10 protein-coding genes are annotated in these 25,148 nt (G+C 31.1%); all 10 read left to right on the top strand.

Features of this window, described 5'->3' with window-relative positions; translation table 11 throughout:
- Positions 1–30 precede the first annotated feature (30 nt).
- On the top strand, positions 31–924 hold the full coding sequence (locus QMG30_RS20030) for an AraC family transcriptional regulator (protein ID WP_281818575.1): 894 nt from the start codon (positions 31–33) through the stop codon (positions 922–924).
- Positions 925–1,156: 232 nt separating this feature from the next.
- Positions 1,157–3,766 carry an alpha-L-rhamnosidase gene (locus QMG30_RS20025; RefSeq protein WP_281818573.1) on the top strand — a complete coding sequence of 870 codons (2,610 nt, stop codon included), beginning with the start codon at positions 1,157–1,159 and terminating at the stop codon, positions 3,764–3,766.
- A 9-nt stretch (positions 3,767–3,775) separates the two neighbouring features.
- Entirely contained in the window at positions 3,776–6,349 is a 2,574-nt protein-coding gene (locus tag QMG30_RS20020; RefSeq protein WP_281818571.1) for a glycosylhydrolase-like jelly roll fold domain-containing protein, read from the top strand.
- A gap of 83 nt (positions 6,350–6,432) precedes the next feature.
- Positions 6,433–8,607, top strand: coding sequence for a family 78 glycoside hydrolase catalytic domain (locus QMG30_RS20015; RefSeq protein WP_281818570.1), 2,175 nt, complete (start codon positions 6,433–6,435; stop codon positions 8,605–8,607).
- A 124-nt stretch (positions 8,608–8,731) separates the two neighbouring features.
- Complete coding sequence (locus QMG30_RS20010) at positions 8,732–11,353, top strand: family 78 glycoside hydrolase catalytic domain (RefSeq protein WP_281818568.1); 2,622 nt, start codon at positions 8,732–8,734, stop codon at positions 11,351–11,353.
- Between the two features lie 125 nt (positions 11,354–11,478).
- Positions 11,479–13,776, top strand: a complete 2,298-nt coding sequence (locus QMG30_RS20005; protein WP_281818567.1) for a helix-turn-helix domain-containing protein — start codon at positions 11,479–11,481, stop codon at positions 13,774–13,776.
- Positions 13,777–13,886: 110 nt separating this feature from the next.
- Positions 13,887–16,796 carry a glycoside hydrolase family 2 TIM barrel-domain containing protein gene (locus QMG30_RS20000; RefSeq protein ID WP_281818565.1) on the top strand — a complete coding sequence of 970 codons (2,910 nt, stop codon included), beginning with the start codon at positions 13,887–13,889 and terminating at the stop codon, positions 16,794–16,796.
- A 219-nt stretch (positions 16,797–17,015) separates the two neighbouring features.
- Entirely contained in the window at positions 17,016–18,293 is a 1,278-nt protein-coding gene (locus QMG30_RS19995) for an alginate lyase family protein (protein ID WP_281818562.1), read from the top strand.
- 455 nt (positions 18,294–18,748) lie between these two features.
- Positions 18,749–23,083 (top strand): CBM96 family carbohydrate-binding protein, encoded by a 4,335-nt coding sequence (locus QMG30_RS19990; RefSeq protein ID WP_281818560.1) that lies wholly within the window; start codon positions 18,749–18,751, stop codon positions 23,081–23,083.
- 396 nt (positions 23,084–23,479) lie between these two features.
- Positions 23,480–25,105: an extracellular solute-binding protein gene (locus tag QMG30_RS19985; RefSeq protein ID WP_281818557.1), complete on the top strand. Its 1,626-nt coding sequence runs from the start codon at positions 23,480–23,482 to the stop codon at positions 25,103–25,105.
- The last annotated feature ends 43 nt before the right edge of the window (positions 25,106–25,148 follow it).

Here is a 25,148-nt window from a genome sequence, read left to right as displayed (position 1 = left end):
TAAAAGTGTTCTATATAGGAGGTTCCTGTTGTGAAAAATAATTATTCGGAACAAAAAATTAAAAAAGTTCATTTTAGAAAAGGACAAAATTTCTATATTAATCGCAATTTAGAATCAGTAAAATCCCATTATCATTTACATGATGGCATTGAAATTGCTTATGTAGTAGAAGGAACAGGTTTCCACAGAATAAATGATCAACTAATTGAAGTGACTAAAGGAGACTTGTTTATTATTAATAGTCATACACCTCATGAATTTTGTTATAACAAAAAGGTAAAATATAGTCCACTAATTATATATAACTGTCTCTTTAAAGATAACTTTATTGATGATAAATTAAATGGTAAAAACAATTTAAGTTATTTTAGGAATAATTATCTATTAAAAGAGCTTTTTCCAGATAATCACCCTAATGAAATTATTAGAGTGGCAGAAGATGGTAATTCAAATATTGAAGAAATATTTGATAAAATGTTAAGAGAATATTTAACAGGTGAACCGGGGTATGTACAAATGCTAAGGGTTTATATTGTTGAATTGTTAGTTATAATATTTCGTTTATATAAATATAAAGAGGAACCTAAAAATTATGTTGATGAGAAAAATAAAAATATAATTTCAAGAGTTATTAACTATATTGAAATTAATTATAGTTGCCATATTACATTAACCAATATGGCTAAAACCTATGGTTATACTCCTGATTATTTTTCAAAATTATTCAAGAAAACGGTTGGTATATCTTTGATAAACTATGTTCAAAAAATAAGAATAAAGGAGGCTTGTAAATTATTAAAAAGTCCAAATGATTATAAAGTAATTGAAATAGCCAATAAAGTAGGCTATAAAGATATTAAATTTTTTAATTATATATTTAAAAAAATAGTTGGTATGACGCCAAGTAAATATAGAAAAAAATAAAAAAACTGTAACAAACAAAAATATTTTATCTGGAAAATTTAAAACTTGATAAAATGTTTTTCTTTTTTTAAACAGTCTTTTAATAATATCGCATAAACTATACAAATTGTATTTGATATATAAATACCCCCCTAAAAATAGCTGAATCAACCTAGAAAAAAATTGGAAATAATACTAAAATAACTAAATATGCTAGTGGAACAAAATAAGAAGCACAAATAGGAGAAAAAATATGAAATGTATAGATCTTAAATGTGAATACCAAAGAAATCCAATTGGAATTGATGTGAAGAAGCCACGTTTTTCATGGGAGATAGTATCGAAAAAAAAGAATGTTATTCAAAGAGCTTATCAAATACAATGTTCTAATAATGAAAATTTTGAAGAAAGATATTTGATATGGGACACAGGTCTAGTTAGTTCAAATCAATCAAATCAAATTGTTTATAAAGGAGTAGAATTATCAGCTTTTGATCGAGTATATTGGCGTGTAATGGTTGAAACTAATGAGGGTGCATCAGCATTTAGTGATGTAGCATATTTTGAAATGGGATTTTTAGATACCCAGTGGTTGGGTAAATGGATAACATCAGATGTGAAATTTCATGCAAATGAACAATGCCCAATTTTAAAAAAGAATATTGTTCTAACTGATACACCAACGTCAGCAAGAATGTATATAACTTCTTTGGGAATGTATCAATCAGCAATTAATAATAATAAAGTTAACCAAGATCTTTTAGCGCCTGGTTGGACATCATATAACCATCACTTACAATATCAAACATATGATATTAAAGATATGCTTGTAAAAGGTGAAAATGAGATTGCCATTACTCTAGGTAGTGGGTGGTATATGGGAAGAATAGGATTTAAAAAAGATGGAAGACCGGAGAATCGATATGGTGACACAGTTGCTATGTTAGCACAGATTGAAGTAAAGTATGCAGATGGACAGTCACAGATTATTGCTACAGATGCATCATGGAAAAGTGATCAAAGCGCTATTCTTTTCTCAGGAATATACGATGGCGAGTATTATGATGCTAGAAAAGAGAGTACTAAAAACTATGATGAATTATCATGGGTAAGAGTATATAAACCTGAAAATCAATTTGATATAGTAGGGCAAGTAACTCCAGGGGTTCGAGTAATTGATGAAATTTCCCCAATAGAGCTTATTACAACACCTAATGGGGACAAAGTCCTTGATTTTGGTCAAAATATGGTAGGAGGGGTTAAAGTAAGTGCCCAAGGTAATAAAGGAGATAGAATTTACTTAAAGCATGGGGAAATAATGCTCAATAATGAGTTCTATAATATTAATATGCGTAGTGCGAAAACAGAAGTACTATATACATTAAAGGGTGAAGGTGTTGAAACATTTGAACCTCATTTTACTTTTTTTGGCTTTAGATATGTAAAAATAGAAGAATATCCTGGTGATATTGATATTAATCAATTTAAAGGTATAGTTATTAGTTCAGATATTGAATATAATGGCATGTTTTCCTGTTCTAATGACAAGGTAAATAAGTTATATGAAAATATTGTATGGGGACAAAAGGGTAACTTTGTTGATGTTCCAACTGACTGTCCTCAACGAGATGAAAGACTGGGATGGACAGCAGATACTCAGGTATTTGCAGCTACAGCTTGTTATAATGCTATGTCAGTCACATTCTATGATAAGTGGTTAAAAGATGTGATATTTGATCAATTACCCAATGGAGCTGTTCCTTTTGTTGTTCCGGATGTTATGAGAAATTCAGGAACTTGTAGTGCATGGGGAGATGCTGCAACTATAGTTCCTTATACTCTGTATCGTTTTTACAAAGATCAAACAATATTAGAACGACAGTACGATAGCATGAAAAAATGGGTTGAGTACATTAGGGCTCAGGGTGAAACAGAAACCTTATGGAATACAGGGTTCCAATTTAATGATTGGTTAGCAAAAGATGGTTATGGTTTGTCTACCAGACATGGTGCAACACCAAAAGATTTGATTGCGACTGCGATGTTTTATTATTCAACAACTATATTGGTAAAATCAGCTCAGATATTAGGATATTCTGATGATATTGAAGAATATACTGATTTAGCAGAGCGGATTAAACAAACATTTAATTATGAATTTGTCACAGAGTCAGGTAGAGTTTCGGGGGAAACACAAACAGCTTATACTTTGGCGTTACATTTTCATTTGTTAGATGAAAAAAATGTTAAAATAGCAGCAAAGCATTTAGTAGAGTTAGTTAGAAGAGAAGAACACCGTATAACAACAGGATTTGTAGGAACACCTTACATAGCTCATGTATTAAGTAAGAATGGTTATAATGAAGATGCCTATCGTATGTTACTTAATGAAGAATGTCCAGGGTGGCTGTATCAAATAAATATGGGAGCAACTACAATATGGGAAAGATGGGATAGTTTGTTGCCAGATGGATCTATTAATCCTGGTACAATGAACTCATTTAATCATTATGCATATGGTTCTATTGCTCAATGGCTATTTGAAGTTGTTCTAGGTATTACGCCAAACAGTGGATTTCAAACATTTAATATTGCACCAAAACCTAATAGATTATTAAGTTTTGCCAAAGGTGGCATTAATACATTATATGGTCGTATAGAATCAATGTGGGAAATTAATGAAGAAACTATAACTGTGTCATTAGCCATACCATGTAACACAACTGCAAAAGTTTATCTACCAGGAATTTGTGAGCAGGATTTGGATGAGACTGTTAAATATGAAATTGAAAATAATGAGTTAGTGATTACTTTAGGTTCGGGTAATTACGTTTTTACTTATTCAAGTAATGGACTAGAGTAGGAGAAAATTATGAATGATATTAATAATATAAGTAAGAATCATATATTTCCATTCTTATGGGTTCATGGTGAAGATGAACCTACTCTAAGAAATAGAATGGAGAAGATTATAGAATCAGGAATTAAAGGTGTTTGCGTGGAATCACGCATCCATCCTGATTTTATGGCAGAAAAATGGTGGAAAGATATGGATATTATCATGGAGATTGCTCGTGAAAATTCCATTAAGGTATGGGTTCTTGATGACATAAGATTTCCTACTGGAAGACTTGCAGGAAAATTATTAAGTGATTTTCCACAACATAGAAAGTGGTTTATAAGAAAAGAAATTATATCTGCTGTTGGAGAACAAAAGGGTGCATCATTTTTAGTAGGGGACTTACTAAAGGACGATGAAGATGAGATAGTAGCAGTGGTTGCAGCAAAAAGAGAGAACAAAGCATTTGAAGTGAGTGATTGTATTGAAGTTACCAGTAATATTGTAGATGGTATTCTATATTGGGATGTACCACAAGGTTATTGGTATGTGTTTGTATTTGTAATGACAAGAGAAAATGGTGAAGAACAAACACATATGAATATGATTTCAAAAGAAGCTACAAGAGCTCTTATAGATATTGTTTATGAACCACATTATAAGCACTATAAAGAAGATTTTGGAACGACATTTGCTGGCTTTTTTTCTGATGAACCTCAGTTTAGAAATGTTTTGGATGGTGATGGTAGTATTGGTAGATTTGATGTTGCATTGCCGTGGGATGTAGGACTTCTTGATGAATTATCAACGGAAGCAGGAGAATCTTTTGCAGTTTTACTTCCTGGTTTGTGGGTAGATGCTGGTAACAATACTGCGAAAGCACGTTATCACTATATGAATCACGTTTCATCATTATATGGCAATAACTTTGCAATGCAGATTGGTCAGTGGTGTAGAGAAAGAGGCATTGATTATGTTGGACATGTAATTGAGGATAACGATATACATACACAGCTTGGTCGTGGGACAGGACATTTTTTTCGAGCATTATGGGGACAGGATATGTCAGGTATTGATGTTGTTTTACAACAAATTATACCAGGATATCAAGAGTTTAATTACTATATCGGATTTAAAGGAAATCTTTCAGGAGAGAAAGATGGAACATTTTATCATTACGCACTAGGTAAACTAGGTGCTTCTCTTGCGCATATTGATGAAAAGAAAAAAGGACGTGCAATGTGTGAAGTCTATGGTGCATATGGTTGGAGTGAGGGTATAAAGCTCATGAAGTGGATTACAGATCATATGCTTGTTAGGGGAATTAATTATTTTGTTCCTCATGCATTTACAGCAAAAGGATTTCCAGATAGAGATTGTCCGCCTCATTTTTATGCAGAAGGTAAAAATCCACAATATCGTTACTTTCATATCTTAATGACATACATGAATCAGGTTTCAGAACTATTAAGTGATGGGACACATATTGCTTCTGCTGCCATTATTTATCATGCAGAATCCAGCTGGAGTGGAGATGCAATGAAGTTTACAGATCCTTTAAGAGCTTTAATGGAAAATCAGATTGATGCAGATATTGTTCCAATTGATTTGTTTGAAAAAGGAGAGTTTAAAGTCCAAGCTAATGAACTAATAATAAATAAAGAAGCTTATAAATGTCTTATTATTCCATATGCTAAGTTTATGCCCGAACAGATGGTTACAAGTATTTGTCAGTTAGCTTGTAAAGGACTTCCAATTATATTTATCTCAGATTTTCCAGAAGAAACTTGTCAAGGTGAAAAGATTAATGCAAATATGTTCGAGCAGTACGATAATATTATAGTGATACCATTAGAACAGTTAGTAGACTTTATGTATAATAATGATTATTATGATTTAAAGTTACAAAAACCATATAAGTTTTTACGTAGCTATCATTATAAAAAGAATAATAAAAACATCTATATGTTTTTTAATGAAAGTATTCATGAAACAGTTAAAACACAAGTGGATATTGGAATGGATGTTTACATGTATAATTATAGATATAGACCATTGGAATATCAAAACTATTATGAGGAAAATGGGCATATCTTGCAGGTGGAACTTAAGCCTTATGAATCCGCTATTTTCATTAATAGCAAAGAAAATACAGAGAGCCTTTTAGTACGTCATGAGCCCGGTGATTGTAAGCGAATAATCAGTGGGAATTGGAAGGTATCACTATCTAGTGTAGATAGATATCCTAAGTTTACCTATTTTAAAGAAATATCAAAATTAACAAGCTTAAGTGCTCCCGATTTATTACCACATTTTGTTGGTACAGTTAGATATATAATTGAGTTTGATTATAAACAAGAACAAAAAGTACATTTTATTGATTTGGGTGAGGTGTATGAAACAGCACAGGTTTGGTTAAATGATATTGACCTTGGGATTAGTATCTGCCCACCATATCAATTCCAGCTTAAAGGTGCTTTGAAGAAAGGGAAAAATATACTTTGTGTTGAAGTAACAAATACACTTGCAAAGCAAATACATGATAGGTTCTCAATATATGCAATGCAAGAACCAACAGGACTTTTGGGAGATGTAGTTTTAGAGTAAAAAAGGACTTAATGGGTGTAAAGATAGTAGAGTCCTAAATAATAGTAGTTATGAGAAATTATAATAAATTTAGGAGAAAATTCATGAATAACTTAAAAAATGCAAAGTGGATAATGGATAAAAATTTCTTCGGTATTAAACCAATAGACTATCCTGATAGAAATTATGAAATGAAAAATAAGAATATCCCAACTGGTGATGAAAATTTTTTAAATCATCACATGTTAGTAAGAAAGAAATTTATTATTAATGAAACTAATGTAAAAAATACAGTAATAAATATCACAGCTGATGATTACTATAAGTTATATATTAATGGTTTTTTTGTAACCCAAGGACCAGCACCAGCATATCATTTCCATTATAACTACAATACAATACCAATAGGCGATTATCTTGTAGATGGAGAAAATGTAATAGCTGTGCATGTTTATTATCAAGGTCTTTTTAATCGGGTATGGAATAGTGGGGATTATAGACAGGGACTAATAGCTAATATCGTATTGGATGATAAAATTATTCTAGAAACAGATAGTAGTTGGAAGATTAACATATGTAAAGCATGGGGTTATCATAATATTATTGGTTATAGAACCCAATTTATGGAGAATATTGATGCACGTTTATTACCTGCTCTTTGGAAGAATATAGACTATGATGATAATGATTGGGACAATGCTTTTGTAAACATTTATGATGATCATATATTATACCCACAGAAGACACCTAATCTTTCGGTATATACAATTAAACCTAAAACTATTGAAGAGATTGAACCAGGACATCTTTTTATTGATGTGGGGCAAGAAATAGTTGGACAAGTTAAATTAATGGCACAAGGTGAGAGCGGTGGCAGGATAGAAGTTCGCTGTGGAGAGGAATTGCTAGAGGAAAAAGTTGTGCGATACAAGATGAGATGTAATTGTGATTATCAGCAGTATTGGACTTTGTCAGGAAATATAGATAATGTAGAATTTTATGATTATATAGCTTTTAGATATTTTGAGATAATAGCACCTAATAATTCAGTAGATGTTAATAGTATAAAAGTTGAAATCAGGCATGCACCTATGGATGATGAAAATTATACAGTTAAGTCATCAAATGTTGTATTAGATGGGGTATTTGACATATGTAAAAATGGTGTAAAATATGGATCACAAGAGGGATATTTGGATTGTCCATCAAGAGAAAAAGGTCAATATCTAGGTGATGCAACCATAACAGCACATTCTCAAATGTTATTATCGGGTGATAGCAAAATGTATAAAAAGATGTTGTACAATTTTGCATATTCTACAAGAGGGTGCAAAGGGATGTTGTGTGTAGCACCTTCAAGTAGAATATGTGAGTGTGCTGATTATTCTTGTCAATATCCTGAACAAATCTTAACTTATTATCAATATACAGGGGATATTGAAACAGTAAAAGAATTATTCCCTATAGTTGTGGGTATAGAGAAATGGTTTGACAAACATGCAGGGGATGACGGTCTTGTTAATAATATTTATGAAAAATCTAATTTAGTGGATTGGCCTAAAAATCTACGTGATGATTATGATTTTGACGAAAATTCACCAATAGGTGACTGTGTACACTCTGTAATGAACGCATTTTATTATGGAATGAAAAGAGATATTAATAGAATTAGAGAAATACTAGCAATTCCAATAAAAAATAATTTGAAAAGTCTGAGAGAAAGTTTTATTAAGGCATTCTATAACCCTGAAACAAAGCTGTTTGTTGATTCTGTAAATTCATCTCATTCATCTCTACATGCTAATGTATTGCCTTTATATTATGGTATTACACCAGAAGAGAGCATTAGTGAAACAGTACAATTGATTAGAGAAAAAAGACTTTCTTGTGGAGTTTATATGGCATATTTTGTATTAAAAGCACTTTCGAGAGTTGGTGAATACAAATTAATGTATAATTTATTAGTATCTGAAGATGAGCACTCTTGGGGTAATATGATTAAAGAAGGGGCAACTACATGCTTTGAAGTATGGGGATTAGAACAAAAGTGGAATACCAGCTTGTGCCATGCATGGGCAAGTACTCCTATAATAGTGTTGCTAGAAGATTTGGCTGGTGTTAAACCAGCAGTTCCAGGCTGGAAAGATGTAAAATTTGAACCACATTTTCCAGAAGAGCTTAAGGATTTTGAGCTTAAAATAAAAGTGCCAACAGGTCATATAAAGGTTATATTAAATAATGGTAAAGGTATAATAAACATAGAATTAAATAATAAATAAAATGTATAAATAAAGTGCATAAATAAAAGGTATAGAGATGACTGGTAAAATTAACTTGGAAGCTTGGGATGTTGTAATAGGCAAATATATAGATGTAGAAAAATAATAATAGGAGTAAACGATTTTGAAAAATAATTTATTTGTTATTAATGAATTAAGATGCGAAAATTTACAAGAATTCATAGGTATTGATTGTATAAAACCAAGATTAAGCTGGAAAATACAATCGCAACTACATGAAGTTAAGCAAAAAGATTACAAAATAATGGTATCTTCAACTAAGAAAAAATTGATAGAAGAAGATTATGATCTCTGGGATAGTGGAAAGATAACTGATGATCGTTCGGTAAATGTTGAATATAAGGGAGAAACACTTAATTCTCGTGAAACATGTTATTGGAAGGTAAAGGTATGGATTTCGGACTATGTTTATAAAGAATCAGAAATAGCTTACTGGGAAATGGGACTTCTTAATAAAGAAGATTGGCAAGGTCAATGGATTGGTATGGGAAAGCGTTATAAACAATCTTGGTCTCCTCTTTTTAGAAAAGAATTTTTTGTCTCAAAAGAGGTAAAGAAAGCTAGAATTTATTTAACAGGTCTTGGATATTATGAAGCTAGTATGAATGGTACTAAAATAGGTGATCATGTACTTGAACCTGCACAAACAGATTATGATGTTAGAGTTTTTTATACTACATATGATATTGCATCATATTTGAAGAAGGGTAATAATGCTATTGGAATTATGCTCGGTGACGGGTGGTATAATCAAACCCGTATGTGGAAGCACAAAGTAATGTATGGAAATCCTAGATTATTATGTCAAATAGAGATTGAGTATGAAGATGGAGCAAAAGAGGTTATTTTTAGTAATACAAGTTGGAAGTGTAGTTTGGGTCCCATTGTGCTAAATCATGTATATAATGGAGAAACTTATGATTCTAGAATGGTTCAATCAGGATGGAATTTTCCAGGTTTCAATGATGAAGAATGGTTTATGACCCAAATAGAATCAAAACCTGGTGGTGCACTAGCATCTCAAATGATGCCACCTATAAAAACCATGGAATTTATTGACCCAGTTAATATTAGTGAACCACAAAATCATGTTTTTGTTTTTGATTTTGGGCATAACCTAGCTGGGTGGACTAAGCTTACAGTAGAAGGGGTAGCAGGTGCTGAAATTACTATAAGGTATGCTGAATCATTATCAGAAAATGGTATGATTAATACCAATTCATGTAGTTTGAAGAATTTATTTATACCACAGACACATCGTTATATTATCAAAGGTGAGGGTAAAGAAATATATGAAGCAAGATTTAATTATAGTGGTTTTCGTTATGCAGAAGTAACAGGTCTTACATGTAAACCTGATATTAGCGTTCTTAAGGCCATTGCAGTGTATACTGATTTAGAGGAATCGGGTGAATTTGAATCAAGTAATGGTGATATCAATAAAATACATCAAATGGCTAGACATACAATAACAAGCAATCTTCAAGGTAATATTACAGATTGTCCTATTAGGGAAAAATGCGGTTGGTTAGGAGATGCTATGATTGTTTCTGATTCTATTATGTATAATTGGAATTCTGTTCATTTTTGGGAGAAATTTGTAAAAGATATTGAATCCTCACGGAAAGTTAATGGACAATGGACAATGGTGGTGCCAGGTAAAAGAACCTGTGGTGAGGCTGCTCCAGCATGGGGAACAGCTCAGGTGACTATTCCGTTGCTTTTATATATCTTTTATGAGGATAAGTGGATATTAAAAGATCAATATCAAGCAATAAAGGATTGGACAGATCATCTTCGTAGCCGTTGTGAAGCATATCTTATTTCATTTGGTATTGGTGACTGGTGGTATCCTGGAGGAAGAGAAAATCTAGATGTACCCCATGACCTTATATCAACAGCATACTTTTTTCAAAGTGCAACTCAAACAGCAGAGATCGCTAAGATTCTTGGATTTGAAGAGGATTATCAAAAATATACTATATTATCTCATAAAATAAAAAAAGCTTTTAACAAAAGGTACTTTAATAAAGGGAAAAATAGTTATGGGTCTCAAACAGCAGATAGTTTTGCATTAAAGATAAAATTAGTTGAAGAATCATATGTACAAAAGGTTGTGAAAGCTTTAGTTAAAAGCATAAGAGATGAAGGATTCCACTTAACAACAGGACATATTGGAACAAAGTATGTTTTCGAAGTGTTAACTGATTTTGGGTATAAAGAAGAAGCATATAAAACTTTAGTACAAAGTGGTTATCCTGGTTTTGTTTACTTAATAAATAAGGGTTATACAACACTTCCTGAGAGATGGGAAGGGGATCAGGATTATGGTGTGCCCAGAAATACAGGTTCACTAAACCATCCTTTTAAATGTGGATTTGATGCATGGCTGTTTTCGCATTTAGCAGGGATTAGACCTTTAAAACCTGGTTTTAAAGAAATAATGATTAAGCCAACACCTATGGGGGATATAAAATGGATAAAAGGAAGTTTTGATTCTATTTATGGTAAAATTAGATCTCATTGGAGAATGGATAAAGGTATATTTGAAATAGATGCAACTATTCCAGCTAATACCACAGCTAAGATAGTGCTGCCATTTGATTCAGATGTAGCCATAATGTGTGGAGAAAACATTAGTTGTGTAAAAAAAGAAACATATACAAAAAATGGTGGTTACATAGATGTTGGCTCAGGGGTGTATAGCTTTAAGCAAAAATTATAATATAGTAACTAAAGTATAATAACAAAAGGGTTAGCCAAGTATTCAGATGTATTTACAGAAGTTATTGAAAACCGATTCTTGAGCCAGGAATTAATATTTTACTTTTTTTGAAGGGGATTCATATGATGAAAAATAAAAAAAAGTTTAGTAAAATAATTCGTATTTGGTTTATAACATATATCATCATGTTGGTTCTACCACTTCTTATTAATTTTTTCTTGTTTAGGTATTCAAGTGTTATTATTGAGGAGGAAATAAGCAAAACACGAAGCGCAGGACTAATGCAACTGCAGTCAAGTATTGATGAAAAATTAGTATCTTTAAGAAGAACTGCGGTTATGTTAGCAAACGATGCTAAGGTTCTTGGTTTACTCAAAGAAAATAGAAATAATGAACTTGAATCCCATCGATATGAAATATTAGAACTAATAAAGTATAAGGAAATACTAAAAGTAAGCAATTCAGATATTGATAACATTCTTATATATTTTAATTCAAACAAGCGGCTGATGTATGATGGTGCTTATTTGAGTGACCAATATGTTTATGATTATTATGTAGATAAGGAAACATATACTAGTCATGACCAGTGGATTGATTATATGAAACAACAATATAAAAGCGAATATATAACACAGTCGTTGCTTAAAGATAATATTGCTTTTGCAATGTCTTTACCTTTTAATTCAAATAAGATAGATAATGATAACCTGTTTGTTAGTATAGAAAGTGAGAAAATAGTCTCAAACTTGAAAGACTATGAGTTGTCAGATAAGGCGGTTATATATATTTTGGCTAATAATAATGAAGTAATAGCATCTTCTAATAATTTTACTCCGATAAAAGCATTCAATTATGATGTCTTAAGTGATAACGGAGATTATGTTTATAGTGAATATGAAAACAAACAAATGGTAGCCTTTTCAGTAAAATCAAATATCAATGATTGGAAATATGTTGTGTTAACAGATGTTACAGATTTTCAAGCAAAAAAAAATAATTATACACATATGGTTATTCTTGCTACCCTATTAAATTTGATTTTAGGGACAATACTTGCTTACAAATTTTCTAAAAGAAATTATAAGCCTGTAAAAAAAATAATTAACATGGTTTCAGAAAAGTATCAACAAACAGATGAAAACAATGGAGAAGAATATACATACTTACAGTCAGCTTTTGAAAAAACATTTTTCAAATTAGATTCACTTGAAGATAAAGTTAAAGAACAAAAAAATATACTTAGAAAAAACTTTATTAATAGATTACTTAATGGTGACTTGAATGATTTGAAAATAATTAAAGATAGAATTGGACAATTTGACATAAAGCTAGAATATGATTTGTTTACGGTAATAATTATACAGGTAAATACACTTGAACGGGAAAAGTCAAGACATGATCTAGTTCCATTTGTTAAAATAGGTGAGTATTTTCAGGAAATATTAAAAAAATGTTCTAATATCTTTTATAGTATTAGAAATAACAAGATTATTCTTGTGGCAAACAGCAATAAAAATACATGGAATAGAATGCATACACAAATTTATGATTGGGTTGATCAATTAAAACAGGAACTTGATAAAGTCATATTGATTCAGCTCAATGTTGCTGTCAGTAATTGCTATAAATCCCTTCTTGATGTTCCAGAAGCTTACCAAGAAAGTCTAAGTTGTTTAGACTATATTCAAAAATATGAATCGGATTCAGTTATGTTTTATGAGGAAATCCAAAACAATGAACCTTATTATTATCCATTAAGCGAAGAACAAATACTGACAAATTATATAAAAAATGGTGATGTTGATAAAGCAAAAGATTTGTTAAAAGTATTATATCGAAAGAATTTTGATGTCAATAACATAGGTATTAATGTTGGCAAAAATCTGATATTTGATATAACCGCTACAGTTCTTAAATCCATGGGAAAATTAAATCAAAAAAACATAATAGACCAGGACAAAGAGCTTATGAAAATAATTGGAGCAAAAAGTTTATTGGATATGAAAAAAAAATTGAATGTCCTGATGGAGAAAGTTTGTCAGCTGTATACTGAATATATAAAGGCTGAACAATCGGTGCTTCTTAGTGAAAAAATTAATGCTTATATTGAAAATAATTTTATGAATAGTGAAATTAATGTTTCAAAATTGGCAGATTATTTTCAGCTAACACCATCGTATTTAACAAAATTATATAAAGGTGAAAAAAATATTAGTATTCTAAAAAAAATAAATCAAGTCCGTATTAATCATGCAAAAGAATTACTTTTAAATACCAATCTGAGTATAAATGAAATAGCAAATAAGATAGGTATATTATATGATACAAGTTTTATCCGTATATTTAAAAGCATTGAGTATATTACTCCCGGTCAATATAGACGACAAAATATAGAAAATGCTAAGAATATGCATAAATGATAAGACTCAAATCTTTGTTTTAAAAGCTTTTTTCGTTTTTGTAAATAGACAATTAGTACAAATATATACATAATGATCTTGTCAGATAAATTAAAATACGAGGTGAAATCATGAAAAAAATAAATTTTAATGACAATTGGGAATATACAAATATAGATGTGGAAACAAATAAAGATTTAGTCCAAAGTATGACGGTTTTTAAACCAGTAGAGTTACCACATGATTATACCATTGAAAATGTTTTTGATAAATCTAATTTAAGCTCACACCAAGGTGGATATGTTAGAACAGGTACGCTTTGGTATAGAAAATATATGAAACTTGAAAAAGTTCCTGATAATCAAACTTTTTTATTATTTGAGGGTGTGTACAGCAATTCCACAATATACGTAAATGGTGAAAAGGTTTATAGCCGTGAATATGGATATAGCTCACTTTGTGTAAACATTAGTGATTATTTAAAACAAGGAGTAAATCTTATTGCAGTTTATCTAGATGGATCAAAAGAACCATCTACAAGATGGTTTAATGGACAAGGTATTACACGAAATGTTTGGATAATGTCTGGGGATAATATATATATTAAAAATGATGGCGTATTTATAAAACCAAAATATGTAGAAGATGGAAAATCGGTTATACCTGTATTAACAACAGTTGTGAGCTTGCAAGAAGAAAAAAATGTTAGTTTAGAAATTGATATACAAGATATAGATGGTAATCTAGTAGAGAGATTTGAAACAAAAGTTGATTTAAACATTGGCGAGAATAATTTTAATAATATTTTAGATATAAAGGATACTAAATTATGGTCATGCAATTCACCATATCTATATAAATGCATAGTTTCAGTAGAAACAGATAATCAATCACATAAGGATTCTGTTGAAATTAATTTTGGAGTTCGCTCTTTAGAATTTAAACCAAACCAAGGATTTTTCCTTAATGGTATTCATACATATTTTAAAGGTGTATGTTTACACCATGATGGAGGCTGTGTTGGTGCTGCAGTACCAAAATCATTATGGAAAAAAAGAATTTTAATGCTAAAAGAAATGGGCTGTAATTCAATTCGTACTTCACATAATCCATTTAACCCTGAATTTTATGATTTATGTGATGAACTAGGCATGATGGTTGTGGACGAAGCATTTGATGGTTGGGAAATTCCAAAAGTTAAATATGGTTATGGTACAATTTGGGATAAATGCCATGTTCAAGATTTATCAGATTTAATAATTAGAGATAGAAATCATCCTAGTGTGGTAATGTGGAGTATAGGAAACGAAGTTCTTCAAATGAGCACAGAAATCACAAAAGAGTTAATGGCTATAATTAGAAATTTAGATGATACTAGAAAAATCACTGCAGGAGTACAACAAACTAGTAAAGCGTCTGACGATAATCGTGCGTTGTTGGATGTTGCTGGATATAACGATGGTGGAGGAGCTTGCTTTATTTATGAACAAGACCACGAAAAAAGACCTGATCAACTTTTTGTAGCAACAGAAGCACCACATTCATTCCAAACAAGAGGATTTTATAGAACAAAAACATGGTGGAGAGATAAAAATCAACCAAGAATGGAAATAGAAAATCTTACAGAAGAAGAAATTTTCTTTGACCAAAATTTTCATTATAATTCATCATATGATAATGCTGGTGTTAGAACTTGTGCTAGAGATTCATGGGCATTGGTTGAAAAATTACCATATTTATGTGGTGAATTTAGATGGACAGGTTTTGATTATGTAGGAGAGGCATTCCCGCATGCTTGGCCATCAAAAAGTCATAATTTTGGTGTAATAGATACTGCAAATTTCCCTAAAGACCATTTTTATCTATATCAAAGTATGTGGAAAGAAGAAAAGATATTACATATACTTCCGCATTGGACACATAGATACTTGGAAAAAAGCACAAAAGTACCAGTTTGGGTATATACTAACCTTGAAGAAGTTGAGTTATTCTTAAATGATAATAGTTTAGGTAAAAAAACAAAAGGTACATTAAAAAATTTGGAGTGGCTAGTTCCATATGAAGAAGGGACTATTTTAGCAAAAGGTTACGAAAATGGAAATTTAGTTATTGAAGAAAAATTTAATACTGCATATACACCAAATAACATACAATTAACAGCAGAAATTTTACCTGAAGACACAAAAATTAACGTGGCGCAACTTACTTTTGAAGTTAAAGACAAATCTGGTAATTTTGTATCATATGCAAATAATATTACAGGATTATATTTATCCCCAAATATAAAATTACTTGGTTCGGATAATGGGGCAATAGATGATATGAGTCCATTTAAGTCAATGCACAGACGAGCTTTTAACGGGCTTGGCATGTATTTAATTAAGTTCAATGAAGACGAAGTAAATTTTGCAACAGTTGTATCTATTTTAGGTGATAATTATTTTGATGAAGTAACGTCAATTTCTATTGATGTAAAATCAGTATATTTAACAGGCAATGTTAAAAATGAATATGAAATTTTTTATACAACTGATTGTACTATACCTAACAGAAAAAGTAATAAATACACTTCACAATTTTCAATAAATGAAACTACAGAAGTGAAAATTGCAGTATATAAAGATAATGTTGAAATTATGACATTATCAGATATATTTATAAAGGGCAGACCAGAGCCTGTAGTAGATTTAATTCATTTAAATCATGAAGTTGAAATGGAAATACCAGCTGGTCCATTTTCTGATAAAATTATAGGTGAATGGGAAAATGTTGGTAGTAAATATATTTTCCACAAGGATGGAAAAGTTGTAAGAAAACTTGGAATTATAGATACCTGTATAGGTTATTGGTGGTATGATTTTCCTACTGATTTCCTAGAAACTCCTGATTATGCGGGCATAGGTGAGATTTGGCTTAGCTCAGGAAACAAGGTTAATATTAAATTAGAAGATCAAAAGGCTAAAAAGTTGATTATTGATAACTCACAAAATGCAATGGGTAACATAGTTGTTAATATTAAAGAAATAGTATTAACAAGATAATATAAATACATAGATTTGTTCATTGTATTTTTAATTAACGAATGTATTCTAATTTAGAAAATATACTTTCAAATGAGAATAACTATAAAATTAATAAACTACCAGTTTTTCTATAGATATAAGGTAGTTTTATTTTGAGCATGGGATATTGAAAATGCTAATACATCTGCTCCAAAGATGTTTAGTTTTTAATATATAATGGAGGGAGTTTTTTTATAAATGAATAGAGCTAATAATGATCTACATATTTTTGTTGACCAAATGCGTTTTGATACTATTGGAGCATTAAACAATCCCATAATTAAGATGCCTGTAGCACTAACAAATTCAAGCATAAAACTTATTTATTACAATGAGGACAATTTACTGAAGTCAAAAGGGGAGATATCAAAGGGAAACAATTATTTTATAGATGCATATAACAAGCTTATCTCCAAAGCAAATAAAGAACTCGATAAAAAAGCCGATCCAGTAACGAATAAAACAATAATGCCGCAAAGTGGAGATATACATGATTATTTAAGCATTGCACCATACTTTTGGCCGGACCCAAGCAAAAAAGATGGTATTCCATGGATTCCTAAAGATGGACAGGTAAATCCTAAGACAAGAGGGCCACATACAGATCAAGTGCGTTTAAGCAAGATGTTTGATTCATTAGAAATACTGTCAATGGCATACTATTTTTCTGGAGATAAAAAATATGCAGATAAAGCAAAAGAAATTATAAAGATTTGGTTTATTGATGAGGAGACTAAAGTTAATCCTAGTGTAAAGTATGGACAAGGCGTTCCCGGAGGAACTCCAGGCAGACAACTTGGAATAATCGAGTGGACTAGTATTAGTAATCTTATAATAGCTGTGCAATTGCTTGACCGAGACAAATTTTTATCTGAAAGTGATTCATTGAAAATTAAAACATGGTTAACCGACTATTTAACATGGCTTAGAACAAGCAATTTCGGAAAAAAGGAAGACGATATGGAACAAAACCATGGTACTAACTATGATACACAGGTTGTAGGTATAATGATTTATCTTGATAAAAAGGATGATGCAGAAAAAAAATTAGAAGAAGCAAAAATAAAGCGGATAGCAAGCCAGATTCTGTCCAATGGCAGTCAACCCTTGGAACTGAGACGAACAAAATCAGTAAACTACAGCACTATGAACCTATGGACCATGTCAAGAATAGCTGATATTGGACGTCGTTTCACAAGGGTTGATTTATGGCAATATGAATCCAGTGACGGCAGAAGTATGAGAAAGGCGTTTGAATTTTTAAAACAATATATATTTAAACAAAAACAATGGGAATGGAAGCAAATTACCGGTGGAGGTGCCGAAAGTCAATTGCAAAACATGACTAAACCAATGTTAAATAGAGCAGGCACTCTTTTTAATGAGACACTCATTCCATCTAATATAAATGCATATAGTGAATATTCATACATGGATATATTGCAATATCCACCTAAAGAGAAATTGGAGAATTAGAAGTATATAATATAATTTCAGTAGAGGATATAAGAAAGACACTTAATAGAACAGTAGTAGATATAAGAAATGTTTGCATAAGTATCAAAGCTGATAGAATTGATGAAAGCGTAAACTTTTGATACCTTCCTAAATCAGCATAGTATTTATTTGAAATAGATTCATGAATCAAGGCATTAATATTATAATTATTGCTAAGAAGATTGAGAAACCCTACGGGATGCTTTTTACAGAGATTATTAACTTCAGATACTTGCTCAAAAATATTAAATTATTTAAGTTTACTAATACAAAATAAGGTATTCTCCTCCTCTGTGGATAACATTTTGTTTGATAACAATTTATTTTTTCACAGTGGAGGAAAATATAAAAACCTAACGGCTTAAAAGTTAGGCTAATCAACGGTTGAGGAATTCTGCAACCGACTAATAAACTAATTTAACGGAGGGTATTTTATGAAAACATTTAAGAAAAAAGCAAAAAACATCATTTCTATTGTATTACTGCTTTGTTTTTTTACATCTTTTATCCCTAATAATGTAAAAGCAGTGGATTTTACTAGTGCAGAAAACATTAGCTTTAAAAAATTATCACCGAAAAATTGTTTTTATTATGGAGAGGAAGCGGAGGTAATAATTAAAGCTACCAACAAGTCTTTGAAAACTAAGAATGTTAATTTAATGTTAGGGTTATTTGATAAGAAAAATAACAGGATATTAAACATAGCAATAGACTCAAAAAAATTGGCAGCAGGTAATTCAGATGAATTAAGAACATCATTAACAATACCTATCACAGGAGAATACACTATGTATTATTTTTTATGGGACAATCTACAAAGGTCTATTAGTGCTGCAGTAGAAATACCGATACTTAAGGATGAACAAGAATCTGTAGAGAGAGATAAAAGTGCACTTAGTTTAAGAAATAGTGCAGATGTTGATTTGTTGCTTATAAGAACAGGGCCTTATGGAAGTGATATTAGTTGGAAAAGTAATAATACAGCTGTTATAACAGATAATGGAGAGGTAAAACCTGCTACTACTAATAGTGATGTAACATTAACAGCAACTATAACAGCTGGAAATATTTCAGATACAAAGGAATTTGTAGTTACGGTTCCAGCTTATAATGCAAAACCACTCCAAAGAGAAAGAAATATGACAGATGAAGAATTCTTAGGAATATGGCACGAAAAAACAGGAGAGTGGATACTAAAGCCAAGAATTAACTATGATTATAAGAACAATCCAATATTAAAAGCTGCAGAGGTAAGTGTTAAAGATGGTAATTATGAGGAAGCAAAAAAACTAGTACAACAGTATTATATTTCTAAAAATAGAATTATTGAGAATCCAGATGTTAGACGTAACAATTACAGTTGTATAGAAGATTTATTGGATGATGTTTATAATAAAGTAAGTGTAATTGCAAGAGGTACTGTTACTCCAGAACCAAGTTATAATAAATTTGATGTAACAAAGAATATTGCAAGCAAAATAGTAAAAAATCAAACTTCTTTTGATTGGGTTATAATAAATGATGATAAAAATGAAGAGGTTGTATTTGATAGTAGAGAAGGGGCTAAGCCACCTGTTCTTACCGTTGTAGCTGACGATGTTACCTATGAAATTAAACCTGATGCGGATTCGTATATAAGAGGCGGGAAAAATGGAGCGATAAATTATGGAACTCAAAAATATATTAAAACATTAGATAGTGGTATGCCTGTGGATGATAATTCAAAAAGAATTTATATTAGGTTTAATATGCCAAAAGGTATTACAAATGTTTCCAATATTCAAAGTGCAGAACTTTCACTTTATGGATTTGCAAGGAAACATGATCCTGAAAAACCAAATGAAAGTAATGTGTATGATTCATCAGTTAAGCTAGATAAAGAAGCTAAGATTTTTGTTGGTGTGTCAGAAGAGTTAGCTTTTAAAGAGACTAAAATAAATTGGAACGCTCCTGAAAGAATAAGATATTATTCCTTTGAAGGAAATACAGAAAAATATGGTGGAATGGATTTCTTACATAAAAATAAACCAGGTATAGACAGACAGTTTATAAATACATATGCAAGATTTTGGTATCAAGAAGGTTTGGTAGGTAAATATGAAGAAACACATGATGAAACATATGCAGCACGATATATTAGAGAACTACTTTGCTATTTTACAAAGGTTGGAGGAGGAGACGAACTTCTTGATGTTCCAACTAGACATAGTAATTTACCACTTAATGCGGGTTTTAGGGAGCAATTAGTTACAGATTCTTACTATGCTCTTGTGAAATCTAAGTCAATGACACCAAATAATAATTTACAAATACTAAAGTTTATATATGATGATGCAGAAGCTTTAGTAAGACCAACATATTGGCTTGGAGCAGCAAAGGATAATAACTGGGGTATGGAAATGGTTACAGCTTCTAAAGCTATTGTTGAATCTTTCCCTGAATTTACCACAACAGATAAAAACTTAGGCATTATCGCAAACAGAATTGAATATCAGTTAAGTAATTTAATTAGAACTGATGGATCATATATAGAAGCAACAAACGGATATCCAGTACATGTATTTGAAAATATATATGATTATAAAAGATTAATGATAGAATTAGGATATAAGGTTCCAGATAGTCTAGAAAGTCAAATAAAACGTTTTGCTACTTTTTTCATGAATTGTTTAGAGCCAAATGGATATGTTGCAGAGTATGGTGATGACCATTATGATAAAAAGCTTGAACTATACAAACAAATAGCGAAAATTGCAAAAAATGAAGGCGACGATGAAATGCTGTATGTTACCACATATAGAAATGAAGGCTCAGAACCATGTCATGAAAGTGCATTTTATCCTGATGGAAGATGGGCAACTATAAGAGATGGTTGGGATAAAAACAGTTTATTTGCCTTCACTAATTGGACACCAATAAATGTACATGCTCATAATGACGTTTTATCATTAACATTAACAGCGTACGGTAGAAGACTTTTAGCTGATACAAGCGATAAAAGCTATAATAATGAGCCTATTTCTAATTGGCAGAGAGTTAGTAGATTTTCACATAGCGTAGTTGCTATTGATGATACATCTGCTTATCAATTATACAATGCTAATTGGGGTAATCCTAATATGTCAACATCAGGCTACGCAAACTTTAGCGATACTCATGATATTTTAACAGCTCAGCTTGTTGAAAAAATGGTAAAAACAGATAAAAAACCTGATCTTATTGAAGGTAATTATATTAGTAACCGTAAAATAACCTTCTTCAAACCACTTAAATTTTTCATTGTATCTGATTATTTAGATGCAGTTGCAGGTGAGCGTAAATATACTCAAACTTGGATATTTGATGTTAATGCAGTGCCTTCTATTGATGCTGAAACAGGAGTAACAAAAACTAATTACACAGAGGGTGCAAATATTTTAGTTGTTCCTAGTTCTAAGGAAGATATGGTACAGTCTATTGAAGAGGGATATCAACAAATTACACCCATTAAGTATGCTACATTTGTTAAAAATTCTGGTTCAGTAGAAAATTTTGATACAGTGCTTTATCCAATAATGGAGGGATCTCAGACACAAGTTACAACAAAAAAAATAGCTATGGGTGATAATAAATTAGTTAGTGCTATGAATATTGAAGTTAAAAAAGAAGAAGGTAATATTGAAAAAGGTTCATACTATATAACTCATGAAAAAACACCTGTATATAGAGCATTTGGTGAAAATGGAACAGATGCTGTTATGGCATATGTAAATTATGATCGTGATTATATAGTAAATTATGTAGTTATTCAAAATGGTACTGTTTTAAAAGCAGGTGAAAAAGAGGTTATAAAAAGTAATTTACCATTAAGTGATGTTTCCGTTGAATATACAAAAGAAGAAATTAACATATCTTCATCTGAAAAAGTGTTAGCAAACTTAGGAAACTTACAAATTTTAGCCGCTACGGATGCGAAGATTGTTAAATTCAATGGTCAGTGCGTTGCATACATTAAGCAGTTAGATAAGATTTATTTAAATAAAGATGTAATTACAGAAACAGAGGGAGTTTTATCTCAATTTGCAAAATATATGCCAATTAATGTGAATGGTAAGGTAGAATATATTGAAGTTGGCAACACGCAAGATAAGCAAATGCCTTCATCAGTCGCTATGACCATAGCAAGAGATAAACAAAATCTTGCTCTTGGAAAAACTATTGCAGGTGCAGGAACAGAGATAGTTGACGGAAATCCAAGTACTGTATGGAAACAATCAGTTCTAGAATATCCTAGTACAATAACCATTGACTTAGGAAGAGAAGAGAATGTAAGTGATGTAGAAGTGCTTTGGGGTCTGAGTGAGACTAAAAATGGTCTTTATAAGTATAAATTTCAAACAAGTTTAGATGGAATAACTTTTGTAGATGTAAAGGAAGATAAAGGTTATGAAAGAAGCTTAATTGATGTGTATAATAAGGCACGTTACATTAGGATAGTGATTAAAAACAATACATTCTATGATCCTATTCAAATTAGGGAGATTTATGTTGGTAAAGCTAAGTCAATAGAAGGATCTCTAAAAAATGAGATTATAACAATAGGACAGACAGGAGAAATCTTTGCTTCTCCTATGCGAATAGAGTTTACTGCTATTTTAAATGCTAAAGTAGTAAAGCTTGACGAAAATGGAGGATTTACAACTGTTACTACTGAAGACGAAACAACATCAGCTAAAGACTTACTAATCAATGAAGGTGGCAGTTATGCAATATTGTATGGTGAAAAATAATAAAAATGCATAAGAATACCAATAAATTATTTAAATCAAATAAGCGCCTGATATATGATGGCGCTTATTTGAGTGTGAATATATAATACAGTCGTTGCTTAAAGATAAGTTAGTGTTATTCCAAGTGATGACCAAGTTTTATTATCAATAATAATTAAGAAATTATATGCATCATGTTAAAGGTTAAAGATTAATAAAGTTATTACTGTAGACGATAGAATATAGAAAATGCTAAGAATATGCATAAATGATAAGGCTCAAGTCTTTGTTTTAAAAGTTTTTTCCGTTTTTGTAAATAGACATTTGGCACAAATATATACATAATGATTTTGTCAAATGAATAAATTTCTTGACGGTAATCATTTTAATTAATGAAAAATTGGGAGGAATGAAAACATGAAAAAAGCAAATGTCAAATGTATATCATTATTACTAATTATGATAATGATGCTTAGCCTACTTGCAGGTTGTGGTAAAACAGAAAATAAAGTCTCAAATGAATCAGAAGTAATGAATCAAGTAGAAACGAAAAATAATGAGGAAGTAGAAACAGAAGTATCTGAAGTATATCCTTTAGAGGGTGACCACAAATTAACATATTGGGTTAACTTTTTTTCTCATCCAGAATATGCAACTCAAGGAGAAACTCCCTTGTATAAAGAAGTAACAAAAAGAACTGGTGTACAAACGGAATGGATTGTACAATCAGCACCGGAAGCATTTAGCTTGCTGGCGGCATCAGGAGAATTACCAGATCTAGTACTATATAACTTTATCACAAGTTATCCGGGAGGGCCTCAAGCCGCACTCGATCAAGGGCTAATATTACCTTTAAATGATTATATGCAATATGCGCCAAACCTTATGAAATATTTAGAAGAAAATCCGGAAGTTGACAAACAAATCAAAACAGATGATGGAATTTATTACTGTTTTCCTAGAATTCGAGGTGGAGAATTGTTACAAACATTTGCTGGTCCAATGGTTAGAAAGGACTTGCTTGAACAAAATGGTCTTGATACACCTGTAACGATTGATGATTGGCATAAAACCTTAACCGTATTTAAAGATTTAGGTATTCAATCTCCCTTAACATCAGAGATGGGTATTATTAAATCAACTAATGCATTTGTAGGTGCGTATAATACTTCTTTTGATATGCATCTTGAAAATGGAAAAATTGTCTATGGTCCAATACAACCAGGATTTAAAGAATTTCTAAAAACATTTTCAAAATGGTATCAAGAAGGATTGATTGACAAAGATATCGCTAGTCTTGATAAAGCACAAGTGGCGGCTAAAATGACTTCAGGACAGGCGGTAGCGGCTGTTGGACATACAGGTAGTCGTATGGGAGCATGGCTAACAGCTATGGCAGATGATTCTAATTATGGATTGATTCCTACACAATATCCTGTTCTTATTGCAGGCGATTATCCCGAATTTGGACAGAGTGATCTTACTTTTAGTGGAATTGGAACTAGTATTAGTACTAAATGTGAAGATATTGAAGCAGCCATGCGACTTTTAGATTATGGTTATAGCGAAGAGGGTCATATGCTTTATAATTTTGGTATCGAAGGTGAAAGTTATGAGATGATTGATGGTTATCCGACCTATACCGAATATATTATGAACAATCCAGATGGTAAAAATGTTGGAGAGATGTTGATGGCATATACACATTCTGCCTACTTTGGACCAATGATCCAAGATATACGTTACATGGAACAATATTCTCAGTATCAAGAACAAAAAGATGCAATTAATATTTGGAAAGATACAAACGTTAAAAATAGACAATTACCTCTAGTGACACTTTCAAAAGAAGAAGTAGATAATGTTGCTTCGATTCAAAGTGAAATTACAGCTTATGCGGACGAATTCTTCTATAAAGTATTATTCGGTACATTAGATGTTGAAGCAGAATGGGACAATTATGTCGAAACAATTAATAAAATGGGGCTCAATGAAATGCTGTCAGCATATGAAACAGCACTTGAAAGATATAATAATCGTTAATTAGTTCTGTTATATTTTGAATTTCCATGCAAATTGCTTGGGG

Origin of the sequence: Vallitalea longa, assembly GCF_027923465.1 — a bacterium.
Taxonomy (GTDB): domain Bacteria; phylum Bacillota; class Clostridia; order Lachnospirales; family Vallitaleaceae; genus Vallitalea; species Vallitalea longa.
This window is presented reverse-complemented; position numbering and strand designations above follow the sequence as displayed.

Excerpts from the sequence above, each read along its gene's own strand:
- QMG30_RS19995 (WP_281818562.1), top strand. The coding sequence starts at position 17,016 with ATGAATAGAGCTAATAATGATCTACATATTTTTGTTGACCAAATGCGT.
- QMG30_RS20015 (WP_281818570.1), top strand. The coding sequence starts at position 6,433 with ATGAATAACTTAAAAAATGCAAAGTGGATAATGGATAAAAATTTCTTC.
- QMG30_RS20020 (WP_281818571.1), top strand. The coding sequence starts at position 3,776 with ATGAATGATATTAATAATATAAGTAAGAATCATATATTTCCATTCTTA.
- QMG30_RS20000 (WP_281818565.1), top strand. The coding sequence starts at position 13,887 with ATGAAAAAAATAAATTTTAATGACAATTGGGAATATACAAATATAGAT.
- QMG30_RS19990 (WP_281818560.1), top strand. The coding sequence starts at position 18,749 with ATGAAAACATTTAAGAAAAAAGCAAAAAACATCATTTCTATTGTATTA.
- QMG30_RS19985 (WP_281818557.1), top strand. The coding sequence starts at position 23,480 with ATGAAAAAAGCAAATGTCAAATGTATATCATTATTACTAATTATGATA.
- QMG30_RS20025 (WP_281818573.1), top strand. The coding sequence starts at position 1,157 with ATGAAATGTATAGATCTTAAATGTGAATACCAAAGAAATCCAATTGGA.
- QMG30_RS20005 (WP_281818567.1), top strand. The coding sequence starts at position 11,479 with ATGAAAAATAAAAAAAAGTTTAGTAAAATAATTCGTATTTGGTTTATA.